Below are 15,386 nucleotides of genomic sequence, written 5' to 3' on the forward strand. Positions count from 1 at the left end.
AACACACGCGGCGACACTCCTTACCTCCGTCTACCCTTGGAAGATGACCGCGCCCGCGCCCTCCTCCTGCCCCACCACCCCCGCCACCTCCACCGCCTCCGCCACCCCGGCGGCCGCGCCGGCCTCCGCCGCCACTTCTCCTCGTGGTGGGGCGGCGGCCCGCTTCGGGCCGGTCGCGCTGGTGATCTCGGCGGGCATCTCGGTGCAGTTCGGCGCCGCCCTCGCGGTCACGGTCATGCCCAGGGTCGGCGCGGCCGGCGTGGTCACCCTGCGCCTCGCCGCCGCCGCGATCGTGCTGCTGCTCCTGTGCCGGCCCAAGCTGCGCGGCTACTCGCGCTCCGACTGGCGCACCGTGATCGCCTTCGGCATCGCCATGGCCGGCATGAACGGCCTCTTCTACCAGGCGGTCGACCGCATCCCGCTCGGCCCCGCCGTCACCCTCGAAGTGCTGGGCCCGCTGGCGCTCTCCGTCATCGTCTCCCGCCGCCTGGTCAACCTCCTGTGGGCCGGGCTCGCCCTCGCGGGTGTCGTCCTCCTCGCCGGCCACGGGGGAGGCGGCTTCGGCGGCCTCGATTTGTTGGGTGCCGGCTTCGCGCTGGGGGCGGGCGCGATGTGGGCCGCGTACATCGTCTTCAGCGCCCGTACCGGCCGCCGCTTCCCGCAGGCCGACGGACTCGCCCTGGCGATGGCGGTGGCAGCGGTGATCTCGCTCCCGCTCGGCGCCTTCGAAGCGGGCTCGGACCTGCTGCGCCCGAGCACCCTCGCCCTGGGCGTCGGGGTGGCCGTACTGTCCTCCGTCCTGCCGTACACCCTGGAACTCCTGGCCCTGCGCAAGCTGCCGGCCCCCACCTTCGCGATCCTGATGAGCCTGGAACCGGCCATCGCGGCCACGGCGGGCTTCCTCGTCCTGCACCAGGCGATGTCGGCCCTGGACGCCCTGGCCATCGCCCTGGTCATCGCGGCCAGCATGGGCGCGGTCAGGTCGCAGGTGGGGAAGCGGGGGGAGTAGGGCCCTCAACCCCCAGCCCGGAACGGTGGCTGCCCACGCGCCCCCCACGGGGGTGGGTGGTGGCCCCGCTCGCGGTCCGCATTCCTCAGGCGCACCCTGGAAGCAGGGTGACCCCCTGGAGGTGATGCACCATGGCCACACTCGTCGGGTGGCATGTGGATCTCGAATTCACCGAGGAGGGCCATCGCACCAGTGCGGCGGCCCTGGTCAGGCTCGGGGACGGCTCCGAGATCAGGGCGCGTGGGTACGCCATGCGCCACCCCTCCGACCCGGAGCAGCTGAGGGTCGGGGAGGAGATCGCGGGCGCTCGCGCGCTCATGGACATCGCGTCGCAGATGCTGCAGAAGGCGCACAGCGAGATCGACGAAGCCACCGGCCGGCATTCCTATCCGCTCAATCGGTGAGCGACAGCGGCGGACGGGTCCGCTGACGGGCTCCGGCCGGAGTTCGTCAGCGGGTCCGGCCGCGGAACAGGACGCCGGACAGGGCCACGGCCGTCGCCGTGATGCCCGCGCACCAGGCCAGGGCCACCCAGGGGGTGTTCCCCGCGGGCTGCGCCAGCAGCAGCGCGCGCAGTGACTCGATCACCGGGGTCAGCGGCTGGTGCTCGGCGAAGCCGTGCAGCCAGCCCGGCATGGTCCCGATGGGCACGAAGGCGCTGGACGGGTACGGCAGGAACATCATCAGGAAGGTGAACCCGCCCGCCGCCTCCGCCGACTTGGCGAGCAGCCCGAGGACGGCGGCCAGCCACGAGATCGCCGTGATGTACGCGAGCAGCAGCCCGGCCGCCGCCAGGAAGGCGGACGGTCCCGCCTCGGGGCGGAAACCGATGGCGAGGGCGACGACGAGCACGAGGGTGGTCGACAGCAGGTTCCGCAGGACGGAGGCCGCCACGTGTCCGGCCAGGATCGGGACGCCGCCGATGTCCAGGGAGCGGAAGCGGTCGACGACCCCGTTCTTCATGTCGTCCGCGACGCTGACGGCGGTGCTCGCCGCGCCGAACCCCGCACACAGCAGCATCGCGCCGGGGACCACGTACGTCACGTACTCGGTCCCGGTGTCGATGGCGCCGCCGAAGAAGTAGACGAAGATCAGCATCAGCATCACGGGCAGCATCAGCGCGGCGATCAGCGCGTCGGGGCTGCGGCGGCTGATGCGCAGGCTGCGCCCCGCCAGCGACAGGGCGTGGGTGGCGGCGGTCATCGGGCGGCTCCCGTCAGGGCGAGGAACACGTCGTCGAGGGTGGCGGTGCGTACGGCGAAGCGGTCGACGGCGGTGCGGTCCGGGTCGAGTTCGTCGAGCAGCGCCCGTACGTGCGCGGCGCTCCCGTCGGTGGCGAGGCCCAGGGTGAGCTCCTCGGGGTCGAGGTGGACGGCGCGCGGGGCCAGGGCCTCGTAGGCGGCCCGGTCGGTGAGCGTGAGGTCCAACCGGTGTCCGTCGACACGGGACTTGAGCTCGGCGGGCGTGCCCTCGGCGGCGATGCGCCCCTCCGCGAGGACGGCGACGCGGTCGGCGAGCCGGTCGGCCTCCTCCAGGTACTGGGTGGTGAGCAGCACGGTCGTGCCGTCCGTGCGCAGTTCCCGTACGAGGTCCCACAGGTCCTGGCGGCTGCGCGGGTCGAGCCCGGTCGTCGGCTCGTCCAGGAAGATCACCTCGGGCCGGGAGACCAGGCTCGCGGCGAGGTCGAGGCGCCGCTGCATGCCCCCGGAGTACGTCTTCGCCGTGCGCGCGCCGGCCTCGGTGAGGCCGAAGCGGTCGAGCAGCTCGTCGGCCCGGGCGCGGGCCGCGCGCGGTCCCAGCCCCCGGAGCCGGCCCATCATGCGGAGCGTCTCGGCGCCGGTCTGGAGCGCGTCGACGGCCGCGAACTGCCCGGTGAGGCTGATGGCGCGGCGTACGAGCGTCCGCGCGGAGGCGGTGTCGTGGCCCGCGACCCGGGCGGTGCCGGCGTCGGGCTCGGTGAGGGTGGCGAGGATCCGGACGGTGGTGGTCTTCCCGGCGCCGTTGGGGCCGAGGAGGGCGAGGACGCTGCCGCGGGGGACGGCGAGGTCGATGCCGTCGAGGACGCGCAGGGCGCCGTAGGACTTGGTCAGGCCGGTGGCGTGGATGCCGAGGTCCGTGCCCGGTGCCCTGCCGAGTCCCCTGTCGAGGTCCCTGTCGAGGTTCGTGCCGCGGGCCTTGCCGCGGGTGGTGCCGGGGTCGTACGCGGTCATGACGGACCACGCTCCCTTCTGCGTATGGGTTACACGCTACTGCGTAAGTAATACACAGAACTAGGATGTGGGTCAACGGCGTACGGGCGTACGGCGTTGACGGACGGAGAGCGGGAGGAGGCCTGTCATGGCGGACCAGGACGAAACGGCGGCGGACGGCACCGGGCTTCCGGCGAGTCTGGAGATGGCCTGGGGCCTGCGCGAGCGCCCCGGCAAGGGGCCGCGCCCCACCCTCACCGTCCCGCGGATCGTGGAGGCGGCCGTCGCGCTCGCCGCCACGGAGGGCATGGACGCCGTCTCCATGGGCCGGGTGGCCAAGGAACTCGGCGTCTCGACGATGTCCCTCTACCGGTACGTCGCGGCCAAGGAAGAGCTGTACATCCTGATGTCGGACGCGGGAGTCGGCACCCCGCCGCCGCTGCCTCCCGAGGCGGAGGGGTGGGCCTGGCGGGAGCTCCTGTCGGACTGGGCCCACGCGCAGCGCGCCGTCCTCATGGCCAACCCGTGGATCCTGCGCATCCCGATCACCGCCCCGCCGGCCACCCCGAACCAGCTCGCCTGGATGGAACGCGGGCTCGCCGCCCTCGCGGGCACCGGCCTGGGGGAGAGCGAGAAGCTCTCGACGATCATCCTCATCGGCGGTCTCGTGCGGAACGAGGCGACCATGGCCGCCGACATGATGGACGCCATCATCAAGAGCGGCGTCTCACCGGACCAGGTCGTCGGCCAGTACGTGCGCACGCTGCGGCTGCTCACCGGACCCGACAGCCACCCGGCGGTGACCCGGCTGCTGGAATCAGACGCGTTCACCGGCTCCGACGAGCCGGACTTCCAATTCCGCTTCGCCCTGGCCAGGTTGCTCGACGGCCTCGCCGAACTCGTCGAAGCGCGCGGCGGATCCGGTGCGCCCCGCGGATCCGCCGGTCGAGACGGCGGCGGCTCAGGCTCCCGACGCCTGTAGCGTCGCCGCCAGTTTCATCCGCTCGTCCAGCTGCTTCTTCGCCAGGTCCAGCGTCTCCGCGTTCCGCTCGATCGCCCGCTGCTGGTAGGCGACTTCCACCGTGTACCAGACGCCCACCAGGTTGGTTTCCTTCTTGCACGCCACGTCCTGGCCGGCCATGGTGATCGCCTGCGGGCTGCCCAGAGCGGACTCGTCGATGCCCGGCGGCGGGCCCGTCGGGTCCTTGAAGCCGGCGTAGCCGTGCTGTGCCATGCACTCGCTCCACGCCTTCGTCGCCGCGACCACCCGGCTGTCCTTCTGGGCGCGGCCGTAGGCCTCCAGCCCGTACCCCTGCGCGACCATGCCGTCCACCGTGCCCTTCGTGGGCGTGAACAGCTTCAGGGAGCTCTCGCGCAGGCAGCCGCCCGCCGGGACCTTCTGGCCGCCGACGACGGTGGTCGCCACGTCCGACTTCTCGGCTTCTTCCTGGCTCATCGGGACCGGGAGCGAGGGGTCCACCTCCAGGCCGTTCAGCACCAGCTTCTCGTTGGGGCCGAGGGACTGCTGCTGCGACTTCGCGGGGCCGCCGGACCTCGGGTTCGTGTAGCCGGACCGGGCCGCTTCGGCCGGGTCGGAGAGGCCGTAGCGGCGGTTCTCGTCCTGCCTGGCCGCCGCGTCGGCCCTGCGCCGCTGCTGGTAGCGGAAGCCGTAGCGCTGCATGCACTGGTCGATGAGCACGTCCTGCGCCTCGTCGAGCACCGCGATCTGCCGGTTGTCCGCGCTGTACGGGGCCAACGGGAAGACCAGGCTGCGGCTTTCGAGCAGCGCCGGTACGGCGCCGATCGCGGGTTCCTTGCCGGCGTCGGGATCGGCGCCGGGGCCGCCGGCCTTGCCGCCGTCAGGCTGTGAGCACCCGGTGAGCAGGAGCGCCAGTACGGCTGCGGAGGCCGCCAGAACGGCGCGCGGGGCGTGCGGCGAGAACATGGTGGCTCCGGATCCGGATCGTGGAGGCGGCTGCGGCGCGGGGCGGCTCCGCCGGTGGACGACGGGCGGAGCCACCATCTCGCGCGGGCCTAGAAGTAGAAGGCCGAGGAGATCTGGTTGAAGAAGGTCGCGTTCAGGTTGCCCCGGCCGCCGGCCGCGAGGTTGAGCTGGTAGCCCGCGCCGCCCGAGCCCGTGTACACCTTCCACGTGTAGGTGTCGCGGTTCGACCAGGACTCCGTGTTGTCGTCCGTCACCTGCTGGGCGCAGCTCCTCGACCCCGTGAAGTAGTCGTTGAAGAAGTTGATGTCGTTCACGTAGAGGTCGAAGACCGAGTTCGACTGGTCCTGGTAACAGAACAGGCCGAGCTCCCCGTCGTTGAGCCAGCCGTCCTTCTCGGCGGCGGAGGCCGAGCCGGAGCCGACGGCGACCACGCCGAGGGCGAGGCCTGCGGCCGCGACGGTGCGCAGGGAGTTACGAAGCTTCATCAGGCATGCCTTTCGGGCGAACTATCGCTCTTTCAGGGGCGGTTCGTGGCCATAGCGGACGCGGACGAGCTTCGACCGCCATGGAGTGGATCACGCTGCGGCCTCCGTGGCAACTGTCCCCGAGGACAGGCATGCGGTCCCATCGTCGTGCCACACGCCGACGGCCCCCGTCTCCCGGGCGGGGAGACGGGGGCCGTCGGATGCGATTTGTACCGGTCAGAGCTTCTCGGGGGTGCGGATGCCCAGCAGGGACATGCCCTTGTTCAGGGTGCGGGCGGTCAGGTCGCACAGGAACAGGCGGTTCTCGACCTGCTGCGGGGTGGCGGCCTGGAGGACCGGGCACTCCGCGTAGAACGTCGTGTACAGCGACGCCAGCTGGTACAGGTACGCGGCCAGCTTGTGCGGGGCGTACTCCGTGGCCGCCTCGGCGATCAGCTCGCCGAAGCCGTCCAGGTGCAGGCCCAGCGCCCTCTCCGACGCCGTGAGCTCCAGCTCCGGGTGGGCGGCCGGCCGGGTCTCGCCCGCCTTGCGCAGGATCGACTGGATACGGGCGTACGCGTACTGCAGGTACACGGACGTGTCGCCGGTCAGCGAGACCATCTGGTCCAGGTCGAACTTGTAGTCGCGGGAAGCGGACGTCGACAGGTCGGCGTACTTCACCGCGCCGATGCCCACCTGGGCGCCGCGCTTGGCGATCTCCTCCTCCGTGAGGTCCCGGGCCTTCTCCCGGACCACGGAGGCGGCCCGCTCCACGGCCTCGTCCAGCAGGTCCACCAGCCGGACCGTCTCGCCCTCACGGGTCTTGAACGGCTTGCCGTCCTTGCCGAGGACCGTACCGAACGCCAGCTGGACGGCCTTGACCTCGTCGTTCAGCCAGCCCGCCCGGCGCGCCGTCTCGAAGACCATCTTGAAGTGCAGCGACTGGCGGGCGTCCACGACGTACAGCAGGGTCGTCGCGCCCAGCTCGCCGACACGGTCGCGGATCGCCGACAGGTCGGTCGCCGCGTAGCCGAAACCGCCGTCCGACTTCTGCACGATCAGCGGCGTCGGGTTGCCGTCCGGGCCCTTGACGTCGTCGAAGAACACGCACAGCGCGCCGTTGGAGCGGACGGCGACGCCCGACTCCTCCAGCAGCTTGCACGTCTCGACCAGCATGTCGTTGTAGCCGGACTCGCCGACCACGTCCGGGTCCTGGATGTCCATGTCCAGCTTGTTGAAGACCGAGTAGAAGTAGATCTTCGACTCGTCCACGAACCGCTGCCACAGCGCCAGCGTCTCCGGCTCGCCGGCCTGGAGGTCCACGACCCGCGCCCGGGCCCGCGTCTTGAACTCCTCGTCGGAGTCGAAGAGCGCGCGCGAGGCCTTGTACAGCCGGTTGAGGTTGGACATGGCCTCCTCGCCGGAAGCCTCCCCCTCCGACTTGTGGTCCAGCTCCTGCGGGTGCTCCATCAGGTACTGGATGAGCATGCCGAACTGGGTGCCCCAGTCGCCGATGTGGTGACGGCGCACCACCTTCTCGCCCGTGAACTCCAGGATCTCCACCATTGCCGCGCCGATCACGGCGGACCGCAGGTGGCCGACGTGCATCTCCTTCGCGACGTTCGGCTGCGCGTAGTCGATCACCGTCGTGCCCGCGTTCGCGGTCAGCGGCACGCCGAGGCGGTCGTCGCCCGCACGCGCCGCGAGCGTCTCGACGATCGCCCGGTCGGTGATGGTGATGTTGAGGAAGCCCGGACCCGAGACCTCGATCTCCCGGATCAGGTCACCGGTCGGGATGCCCTCGACCACGGTCGTCGCCAGCTCGCGCGGGTTGGCCTTCGCCTTCTTCGCGAGCGCCAGGATGCCGTTGGCCTGGAAGTCGGCCCGGTCGCTTCGTCGCAGCAGCGGGTCGGCGCCACCGGCCTCCGGCAGAGCCGAGGCGAGGGCGTCCGCGACGCGCTGATTGACGGAAGAAGCGAGGGAAGGGACCGAGGCCATGAGCTGCCGTTCCTGTGAGGTTGTGCCGGTGGATGCACTTGGTTGTTCCGACAAGTGCCGAGTATCCCACGTGGGGCCTCCACGTTTCGCGGCATATCACCGGTGGGGAGCAACCCCGAAGCGACCCGTTCCGTCTGGGAGAATGGCCAAAGCCAGCATTCGAGATAGAAGGACGTGTCGTGGCTCAGAGCGCCCAGAGCAGCACCGAGACCGACTGGGTCTCCCGTTTCGCGGACGAGGTCATCGCCGAATCGGAGCGCCGAGCCCCGGGCAAAGCGGTCGTCGTCGCGTCCGGACTCTCCCCCTCCGGCCCCATCCACCTCGGCAACCTCCGCGAGGTCATGACCCCGCACCTGGTCGCCGACGAGATCCGCCGCCGCGGGTACGAGGTCCGTCACCTCATCTCCTGGGACGACTATGACCGGTACCGCAAGGTCCCCAAGGGCATCCCCGGCGTCACCGAGGAATCGCACGCACAGCACATCGGCCGCCCGCTGACCGCCGTGCCCGCGCCCGAGGGCTCCTCGTACCCGAACTGGGCCGAGCACTTCAAGGCCGCCATGGTCGAGTCCCTGGCCGAGCTGGGCGTCGAGTACGACCCCATCAGCCAGACCGAGCAGTACACCGCCGGTACCTACCGCGAGCAGGTCCTGTTCGCGATGAAGCACCGCGGCGACATCGACGCGATCCTCGACCAGTACCGCACCAAGCAGAAGCCGGGCGGCAAGAAGCCCCAGCAGAAGCAGGTCGACGAGGCCGAGCTCGAAGCCGCCGAGGGCTCCGGCGCGGCCGCCGAGGACGACGGCAGCAGCGCCGAGGGCGGCTACTTCCCGTACAAGCCCTACTGCGGCGAATGCGGCAAGGACTTCACCAAGGTCACCTCGTACGACGACGAGACCACCGAGCTGACCTACGTCTGCACCGAGGACGAGTTCACCGAGACGGTCAAGCTCAGCGAGTTCAACCGCGGCAAGCTCGTCTGGAAGGTCGACTGGCCCATGCGCTGGGCCTACGAAGGCGTGATCTTCGAGCCCTCCGGCGTCGACCACTCCTCGCCCGGCTCCTCCTTCCAGGTCGGCGGCCAGATCGTCGGCATCTTCGGCGGCGAGCAGCCCATCGGCCCCATGTACGCCTTCGTCGGCATCAGCGGCATGGCCAAGATGTCCTCCTCGAAGGGCGGCGTCCCCACCCCGGCCGACGCCCTGAAGATCATGGAGCCGCAGCTGCTGCGCTGGCTCTACGCCCGCCGCAAGCCCAACCAGTCCTTCAAGATCGCCTTCGACCAGGAGATCCAGCGGCTCTACGACGAGTGGGACAAGCTGGAGGCCAAGGTCGCCGACGGCACCGTCCTGCCCGCCGACGCCGCCGCCCACGCCCGCGCCGTCCGCGTCGCCTCCCACGAGCTCCCGCGCACCCCGCGCCCGATGCCGTACCGCACCCTCGCCTCCGTCGTCGACATCACCGCCGGCCACGACGAGCAGACCCTGCGCATCCTCTCCGACCTGGAGCCGGACAAGCCGCTCACCTCCCTCGACGAGGTACGCCCCCGCCTGGACCGCGCCGAGAACTGGATCACCACCCAGGTCCCCGCCGACCAGCGCACCCTCGTACGCGACGAGCCCGACACCGAGCTGCTGTCCTCCCTCGACGACGAGGGCCGCGCATCGCTCCGCCTGCTCCTCGACGGACTCGACTCGCACTGGTCCCTCGACGGGCTCACCACCCTCGTCTACGGAGTCCCCAAGGTCATGGCCGGGCTGGAGCCCGACGCCAAGCCCACCCCGGAGCTCAAGGTCGCCCAGCGCACCTTCTTCGCGCTCCTCTACCGGCTCCTCGTCACCCGCGAGACCGGCCCGCGCCTGCCCACGCTGCTCCTGGCCGTGGGCGCGGACCGGGTGCGCAAGCTGCTCGCCGTCTGAGGTCCCTCAGGTCCCTCAGGTCCTTGAGGTCCGTGACACGACGGAAGGGCCCGCACCCCGAGGGGGTGCGGGCCCTTCCCGCGTCACCGGACACGGCTACGCGATGTGCTCGTTCTCCAGATCCTTCTGGTAGCGCTGCTTGAACGCCGGGATCATGCGCCGCAACAGCGAACCGCTGCGCGGGTGCGTCACGCCGTAACCGTCCGCCAGGTGTATGTCGAGCGCCTCCGCCGTCGGGAAGTCGTTCTGCTCGTCGACCAGCGTGCGGAACACCTTGTACGCGGCCTCCGCGAAATCCGCCTCGTCCGGCGTCTCGTCAGCCGTCGCCGCGGCCACAGCGGCTCCCGCGGCCTCCGCGGCCCCGTCGTCCTGCCTCGGAGCCGGCATCGGCAGCTGCTCCTGCGGGTACAAGAGCTGCTCCGCGTCCGGGCCCGCCGGAGGCATGACCGGAGTCGGCTCCAGACCCTCCACGTACTGCGGGTTGTAACCACCCTCGTACGCCGCCTGCGGCGCCAACGGCGCCGCGAACCACGCACTGTTGTGCGCCGCCGGCATCGCCGTCGGCTCCACCGCGTACGCCGCCGGAGCGTGCATCATCTGCTGCGCCTGCTGCTGGGCCTGCGCCTGCGCCTGCGCCTGCGCCTGCGCGAAAGCGAGGGCCTGGGCCTGGGCGAACGCCTGTACCTGGGCCTGCGCCTGGGCCTGCGCCTGCATCGGATCGGCGGCCGCGGCCTCCAGCGCCGGAGCCCCGGACGCCCCCGCCTGCCCCTCCACGGCGGCCTGCGCCTCGCCGCCCTGCTCCACCGGAGGCAGCAGCGCCGGCTCGATCCCCGCCGCCGCCAGCCCCTCCGGGGCCGTCTGCGACAACGGCACACCGATCCGCGCCAGCCGCAGCGGCATCAGCGCCTCCACCGGCGCCTTGCGCCGCCAGGCGCGCCCGTACCGCGCCTGCAGACGGGCCTGGTAGATCAGCCGGTCCTGCTCCATGCCGACCGCCTGCTCGTACGAACGCAGCTCCCACAGCTTCATCCGCCGCCACAGCTTGAACGTCGGCACCGGCGACAGGAGCCACCGGGTGATCCGCACGCCCTCCATGTGCCGGTCCGCGGTGATGTCGGCGATCCGGCCCACCGCGTGCCGGGCCGCCTCCACCGTCACCACGAACAGGATCGGGATCACCGCGTGCATGCCCACGCCCAGCGGGTCCGGCCACGCCGCCGCGCCGTTGAACGCGATCGTCGCCGCCGTCAGCAGCCACGCCGTCTGACGCAGCAGCGGGAAGGGGATCCGGATCCACGTCAGCAACAGGTCGAGTGCCAGCAGCACACAGATGCCCATGTCGATGCCGATGGGGAACACCAGGGAGAAGGTGCCGAAGCCCTTCTTCAACGCCAGGGCGCGCACCGCGGAGTACGAACCCGCGAAACCGATCCCCGCGATGACCACGGCGCCGGCGACCACGACACCGATGAGTATCCGGTGGGTACGAGTCAGCTGCATCGCGGCCACCCGTGATCCCCTCCCCTTGTCGAGCACTTCCCAGTACTTACCGAGCCTTTACCGAGCCACGGCAGGCACAGCGTAAGCCCGACCGGAAGTCACCGCTCCCCTGGCCCCGTTACTACCGGAAGGTCACTACTGGGGCTGCGGCGACTGCGACTGCCCCTGGCCCTGCTGCTGGTTCGCGGTGTCCACCGAGGCCACGGCCTCCTTGACCGCCGCGATCGCGTCCTGGAGCAGCTTCGCCTGGTCCGGCGCGCCGGCACCCTCGTACGCGGCACCGTTGTAGTCCAGCGTGATCACCACGTTGTGCGTGCGCGCCACGATCGTCGTGTTGAAGGAGTCGACGTTGTCCTTCTTCACCGAGTACACGACCGACGTCCCCTGGTCGCCGATGCCACCCGCCTGCTCGGCCTTCAGGTTCTGCGCACCCTCGGTCGCCTTCGCGAGCTCGACCTGCTTGTTGAACTGCTCCTCGGCGCGCTTGTCGGCGCTGCCGAGCGAGGCGTGCGACTCGGAACGGGAGAAGTTCACCGCGAGCCAGCGGTACTGCGAGCCCTTCAGACCGTCCTCGTCCAGACCGTTCCAGGAGCAGCCCGCCCGGCTGGCCAGGTCGTTCGACTTGGCCGCCGCGCCGTTCTTGTCCTTCACCTTCGGGACGAGCGTGTCGAGCGTCGCCGACTGGAGCGCCTTGCAGGGGTCCGGGAGCGCGGCGTACGTCGCCTTCTCCAGGGGGGTCGAAGACTTCCCACTCGGCTTCGCAGACGCGGACGAACCGGACTTCTTGTTGTTGCCCGAGCTCGACTCCTTGCCCGAATCGGAGGAGCAACCGGCGACGGCGAGGACCACCGGGACGGCTGCGCAGGCGAGAACGCGGGTGAGGCGCGAGGCAGATCGGTGCATGTTTCCTTCTGGTGCGATGGTCGGACTAATTCGGACGCGAACCCGAGCAACGGTAGCCCGACCCGACGCCTCCATGCTGTGCGCGCCGTCACCCACGGGCGTGGCGAACCGACTTCACTCGTTGAAACGCTCGACGAGCGCCTGCGCCAACTGCCGTGTCCTGTCCTGGGTTTCACCGCTCGGCGGGACCACGCCCGGCAGGGCCGGCTGCACGCTGTACTCCACCGTCACGATGACATTCGAGGTACGGAACACAATCCGCACGGTCCGCGACTGCGCCGCGCTGGCCCCGGCGGGGCTCAGCTTGTCCTCGATGAACGCCTCGGTCCCGAGCCCCTCCAGCACCCGCGACCCGAGCTCGACGGGGGCGGACGGAGTGGGGGTCGCGGCCGCGGTCGTCCCCGACGTCGGCGCCCCGGGGGCCGGGGGCGTCGCCGCGCCGTGCGAGGGCGTCGGCGTGGGAGTCGCCGTCGGCGTCGGCGTGGGTGCCGTGGTGGGGCTGGGGAAGGGGAGGTGCGCGTCGGTCACCCGGCGCACGTACACCTGCCGCGCCTTGTCGTCGTCGCTCGTCGCGGACCGGTCGTACGAGACCACGCGCTCGAAGACCACCGACAGCAGCCGGGTCTCCTCGGGCGTCTGCGCGTTCCAGCGGCAGCCGACGTGCCGGTCGCCGTCGTACGAGGTGTCCGCGACGCCCGCGTACAGCTGGTCGCGCTGCGGGGTGGGCAGCGTGTCCGGGACCGGCAGCATCCCCTTGATCCGCTTGCTCTCGACACCGGCCCGGCAGGGCGAGGGCAGGCTGCGGTATTTTCCGGGCTGCGCGGGCGCGGCCTGGTTCCCGCCGCCCTTGGCGTCGCTGCCGCCGCCTTGGCCGCTCCCGCCGGTGCACCCGGTCAGGACTCCCGCTCCGGCCGCGAGCGCGGCGAACATCGCGATGCCGGGCAGGACTCGCCGTACCGCCGCCTTGCGCTGCACGTCCACTGGCCCCCTTAAATACGTTGCCGCGACTCGGACGCGGATGGACACAATGTCTACCGCACACGCTGGTGCCGACGCCGGTCCCCTGTCCCATTCAGGACCATGAGCGAGGCTTTTTGCGCTTTCCGACTTTTCTTTGTTTTTCGGGGGATTGATTCCTTATGTCGTACGTAGAGGTACCCGGGGCGAAGGTCCCGATCCGGATGTGGACCGACCCGGCGTCGGTCGAGGACAGCGCGATGCGCCAGCTCCAGAACACGGCCGGCCTCCCCTGGATCAAGGGCCTGGCCGTGATGCCGGACGTCCACTACGGCAAGGGCGCGACGGTCGGCTCGGTCATCGCGATGAAGGACGCGGTCTGCCCGGCGGCGGTGGGTGTGGACATCGGCTGCGGCATGTCGGCGGTGAAGACGTCCCTGACGGCGAACGACCTCCCGGGGGACCTGTCGAAGCTGCGGGCGCGGATCGAGCAGGTGATTCCGGTGGGGGCCGGGATGCACCGCGAGGCGGTGGACCCCGGGCGGCTGTACGGGTTCCCGGAACGGGGGTTCGGGGACCTGTGGGAGCGGTTCGACTACGTCGCGGATGCGGTGAAGTTCCGGCGGGACAGGGCTTTGCGGCAAATGGGAAGCCTCGGGCAGGGAAATCACTTTTGGGAACTTTGTGTCGATATGTCCGATTCGGTGTGGATCATGTTGCACTCCGGATCCCGGAACATCGGCAACGAGTTGGCGGACTTCCACATCAACGTCGCTCGCGGGCTCGCTCACAACCAGAACCTGGTCGACCGCGACCTTGCGGTGTTCCTCGCGGCGACCCCCGAGATGAAGGCCTACCGGGACGACCTCTTCTGGGCGCAGGAATATGCGAAGTACAACCGCGCCGTGATGATGAGCCTCTCCAAGGAGGTCATCAGGCGTGAGTTCCGCAAGGCGAAGGTCTCCTTCGAGCAGGAGATCAGCTGCCACCACAACTACGTGGCGGAGGAGCGGTACGACGGCATGGACCTGCTGGTCACCCGCAAGGGCGCGATCCGCGCCGGCAGCGGCGACTACGGGATCATTCCGGGCTCCATGGGCACGGGTTCGTACATCGTGAAGGGCCTCGGCAACGAGAAGTCCTTCAACTCGGCCTCGCACGGCGCCGGCCGGAAGATGAGCCGCACGGCTGCGAAGAAGAAGTTCTCGGCGCGCGACCTGGCGGAGCAGACCAAGGGCGTCGAGTGCCGCAAGGACTCGGGCGTCGTGGACGAGATCCCGGGCGCGTACAAGTCGATCGAGCAGGTCATCGACCAGCAGACCGACCTCGTGCAGGTCGTGGCCAAGCTCAAGCAGGTCATCTGCATCAAGGGCTGAGCGAGGACGACGTGCGGAGGGCCCGGATCCGTCAGGATCCGGGCCCTCTCTGCCAGGGGGCTTAGATTCGCCCCGCGCGCAGGCGCCACAGGCGCAAGGCGCAGCTCTTTTCGGTCCGATCGAGGGCGATGCCTGCGGCTGTGGGATCGTTCAGTCGCAGCAGCTCCTGGTCCTCCCGGGTGGTCCAGCGACGTCGCGGCGGGGCGATCCGCATGTCAGCAGGGCGCACCCAGGCTTGGACTGCGTCCGCGTTCGCCTTCTTGTGGGCGAGTGCGAGGCAACCGTCGTCGTAGAAGTGCGCGGCGAGCTGCTGGGCCGTCTCCTTGTAGTAGCAGATGTTGTAGACGCCGTCTCTGGTGTTGCGGGAGGTGGTTCGTTCGGTGCCCGTGATCTTCTTGCCGTAGTGGCAGAGGTAGGCGGCGATCGCGGTGCTGGCCGATGTCAGGGCCAGGTAGGGCCATCCCTGGGCGGTCCAGCCGAGGGAGCCGTCCGCATCGATGATTCCGCGCAGGTAGTCGGGGCGGGAGAACTCCGTGCGGGGCGGCTTGATCGTCAAGGACTTCTTGCCGTACGGGATGCCGAGCTCGTTGACGATGGTCCTTGCTTCGAGTGAGCAGACGGACCAGGTTGCCGAGTGGTGGCTTTCGGCGAAATTCGTCTGCCTGACGCGCTCGGTGATGGAGCTGAAGTACGGCGTGAGCTGCTGGAACTCGCGGAGGATGTGGATGTCTCGCGCGTTGATCTCAGCGGTGAGTTTGCCCTTCTGTCCCGGGCCCTGCGCGAGGTGTCCATCGGCTTGGAGGAAGCCGAACATGTAGGCGTAGCGCGGGTCCTGGAGGTCCATGAAGCGCACGGCGGCGCTAAGGTCCTGTTCAGCCATGAGGAAGTCCTTCTTCCCTGTTGGTGAGGCCCTCGTCCGGGACTGCAATCCCGGACGGGGGCCGTTTGTGTTGTGGCCGAACCTAGGTGTGGAGCCAGGGCGCGGTAGGCCATTCCGGCGGCGTTCACTCGAACGTATGGCGGAATGTCACATGGTCTCCGACGGCACCCGTGAAGTGATCCGGGTCACAGGCGCCCGCGTGCTGTCACAGGGATCGGGCCAGCGGTGTCTTGTGGTCGACCCCCT

14 protein-coding genes are annotated in these 15,386 nt (G+C 70.1%); 5 read left to right on the forward strand and 9 right to left on the reverse strand.

Annotation, left to right across the window (positions count from 1 at the left end):
* The first annotated feature begins 43 nt into the window (after window positions 1-43).
* Together ACFYYJ_RS25800 and ACFYYJ_RS25805 are read left to right on the forward strand one after the other, a co-directional pair.
* Window positions 44-1,009, forward strand: a complete 966-nt coding sequence (locus ACFYYJ_RS25800) for a DMT family transporter (protein WP_389135801.1) — start codon at window positions 44-46, stop codon at window positions 1,007-1,009.
* Between the two features lie 131 nt (window positions 1,010-1,140).
* Window positions 1,141-1,413 (forward strand): DUF1876 domain-containing protein, encoded by a 273-nt coding sequence (locus tag ACFYYJ_RS25805; RefSeq protein WP_384595591.1) that lies wholly within the window; start codon window positions 1,141-1,143, stop codon window positions 1,411-1,413.
* Between the two features lie 46 nt (window positions 1,414-1,459).
* On the opposite strand, the gene ACFYYJ_RS25810 is transcribed toward ACFYYJ_RS25805, so the two are convergent.
* Complete coding sequence (locus tag ACFYYJ_RS25810) at window positions 1,460-2,212, reverse strand: ABC transporter permease (RefSeq protein ID WP_385127574.1); 753 nt, start codon at window positions 2,210-2,212, stop codon at window positions 1,460-1,462.
* Window positions 2,209-3,219 carry an ATP-binding cassette domain-containing protein gene (locus ACFYYJ_RS25815; RefSeq protein ID WP_389135806.1) on the reverse strand — a complete coding sequence of 337 codons (1,011 nt, stop codon included), beginning with the start codon at window positions 3,217-3,219 and terminating at the stop codon, window positions 2,209-2,211. The genes ACFYYJ_RS25810 and ACFYYJ_RS25815 overlap by 4 nt, the downstream gene beginning before the upstream one ends.
* Before the next feature lie 127 nt (window positions 3,220-3,346).
* On the opposite strand from ACFYYJ_RS25815, the gene ACFYYJ_RS25820 reads away from it, so the two are divergent.
* Complete coding sequence (locus ACFYYJ_RS25820) at window positions 3,347-4,180, forward strand: TetR/AcrR family transcriptional regulator (protein ID WP_389135809.1); 834 nt, start codon at window positions 3,347-3,349, stop codon at window positions 4,178-4,180.
* Here the strand turns inward: ACFYYJ_RS25820 and ACFYYJ_RS25825 are convergent.
* From ACFYYJ_RS25825 to argS, 3 genes are all read right to left on the reverse strand, one after another.
* Complete coding sequence (locus ACFYYJ_RS25825) at window positions 4,160-5,143, reverse strand: hypothetical protein (protein WP_385127580.1); 984 nt, start codon at window positions 5,141-5,143, stop codon at window positions 4,160-4,162. The two genes, ACFYYJ_RS25820 and ACFYYJ_RS25825, sit on opposite strands and share 21 nt — an antisense overlap.
* A gap of 89 nt (window positions 5,144-5,232) precedes the next feature.
* Window positions 5,233-5,628 (reverse strand): hypothetical protein, encoded by a 396-nt coding sequence (locus ACFYYJ_RS25830; RefSeq protein WP_385127582.1) that lies wholly within the window; start codon window positions 5,626-5,628, stop codon window positions 5,233-5,235.
* Window positions 5,629-5,844: 216 nt separating this feature from the next.
* The gene (gene argS, locus ACFYYJ_RS25835) at window positions 5,845-7,605 is read right to left on the reverse strand and encodes an arginine--tRNA ligase (protein WP_385362427.1); all 1,761 of its coding nucleotides are present in this window, start codon (window positions 7,603-7,605) and stop codon (window positions 5,845-5,847) included.
* Window positions 7,606-7,784: 179 nt separating this feature from the next.
* Here argS and lysS point away from each other — a divergent pair, with 179 nt between their 5' ends.
* Window positions 7,785-9,524 (forward strand): lysine--tRNA ligase, encoded by a 1,740-nt coding sequence (gene lysS, locus ACFYYJ_RS25840; protein WP_384752312.1) that lies wholly within the window; start codon window positions 7,785-7,787, stop codon window positions 9,522-9,524.
* A gap of 96 nt (window positions 9,525-9,620) precedes the next feature.
* Here the strand turns inward: lysS and ACFYYJ_RS25845 are convergent, their stop codons facing one another.
* The 3 genes from ACFYYJ_RS25845 to ACFYYJ_RS25855 all read right to left on the reverse strand — a co-directional run bounded on the left by ACFYYJ_RS25845 (window position 9,621) and on the right by ACFYYJ_RS25855 (window position 12,908).
* Window positions 9,621-11,024, reverse strand: coding sequence for a DUF2637 domain-containing protein (locus ACFYYJ_RS25845; protein ID WP_389135814.1), 1,404 nt, complete (start codon window positions 11,022-11,024; stop codon window positions 9,621-9,623).
* 135 nt (window positions 11,025-11,159) lie between these two features.
* Window positions 11,160-11,927, reverse strand: a complete 768-nt coding sequence (locus tag ACFYYJ_RS25850) for a DUF3558 family protein (protein WP_385127586.1) — start codon at window positions 11,925-11,927, stop codon at window positions 11,160-11,162.
* Window positions 11,928-12,041: 114 nt separating this feature from the next.
* Window positions 12,042-12,908 (reverse strand): DUF3558 domain-containing protein, encoded by an 867-nt coding sequence (locus ACFYYJ_RS25855; protein ID WP_389135817.1) that lies wholly within the window; start codon window positions 12,906-12,908, stop codon window positions 12,042-12,044.
* Between the two features lie 158 nt (window positions 12,909-13,066).
* Between ACFYYJ_RS25855 and ACFYYJ_RS25860 the strand changes: the two genes are divergently transcribed.
* Window positions 13,067-14,260 carry an RtcB family protein gene (locus tag ACFYYJ_RS25860; RefSeq protein WP_389135820.1) on the forward strand — a complete coding sequence of 398 codons (1,194 nt, stop codon included), beginning with the start codon at window positions 13,067-13,069 and terminating at the stop codon, window positions 14,258-14,260.
* Window positions 14,261-14,321: 61 nt separating this feature from the next.
* Here the strand turns inward: ACFYYJ_RS25860 and ACFYYJ_RS25865 are convergent, their stop codons facing one another.
* Window positions 14,322-15,140 (reverse strand): hypothetical protein, encoded by an 819-nt coding sequence (locus ACFYYJ_RS25865; protein ID WP_389135824.1) that lies wholly within the window; start codon window positions 15,138-15,140, stop codon window positions 14,322-14,324.
* Between the last annotated feature and the right edge of the window lie 246 nt (window positions 15,141-15,386).

The organism is Streptomyces sp. NPDC002467 (assembly GCF_042889825.1).
Lineage (GTDB): Bacteria > Actinomycetota > Actinomycetes > Streptomycetales > Streptomycetaceae > Streptomyces.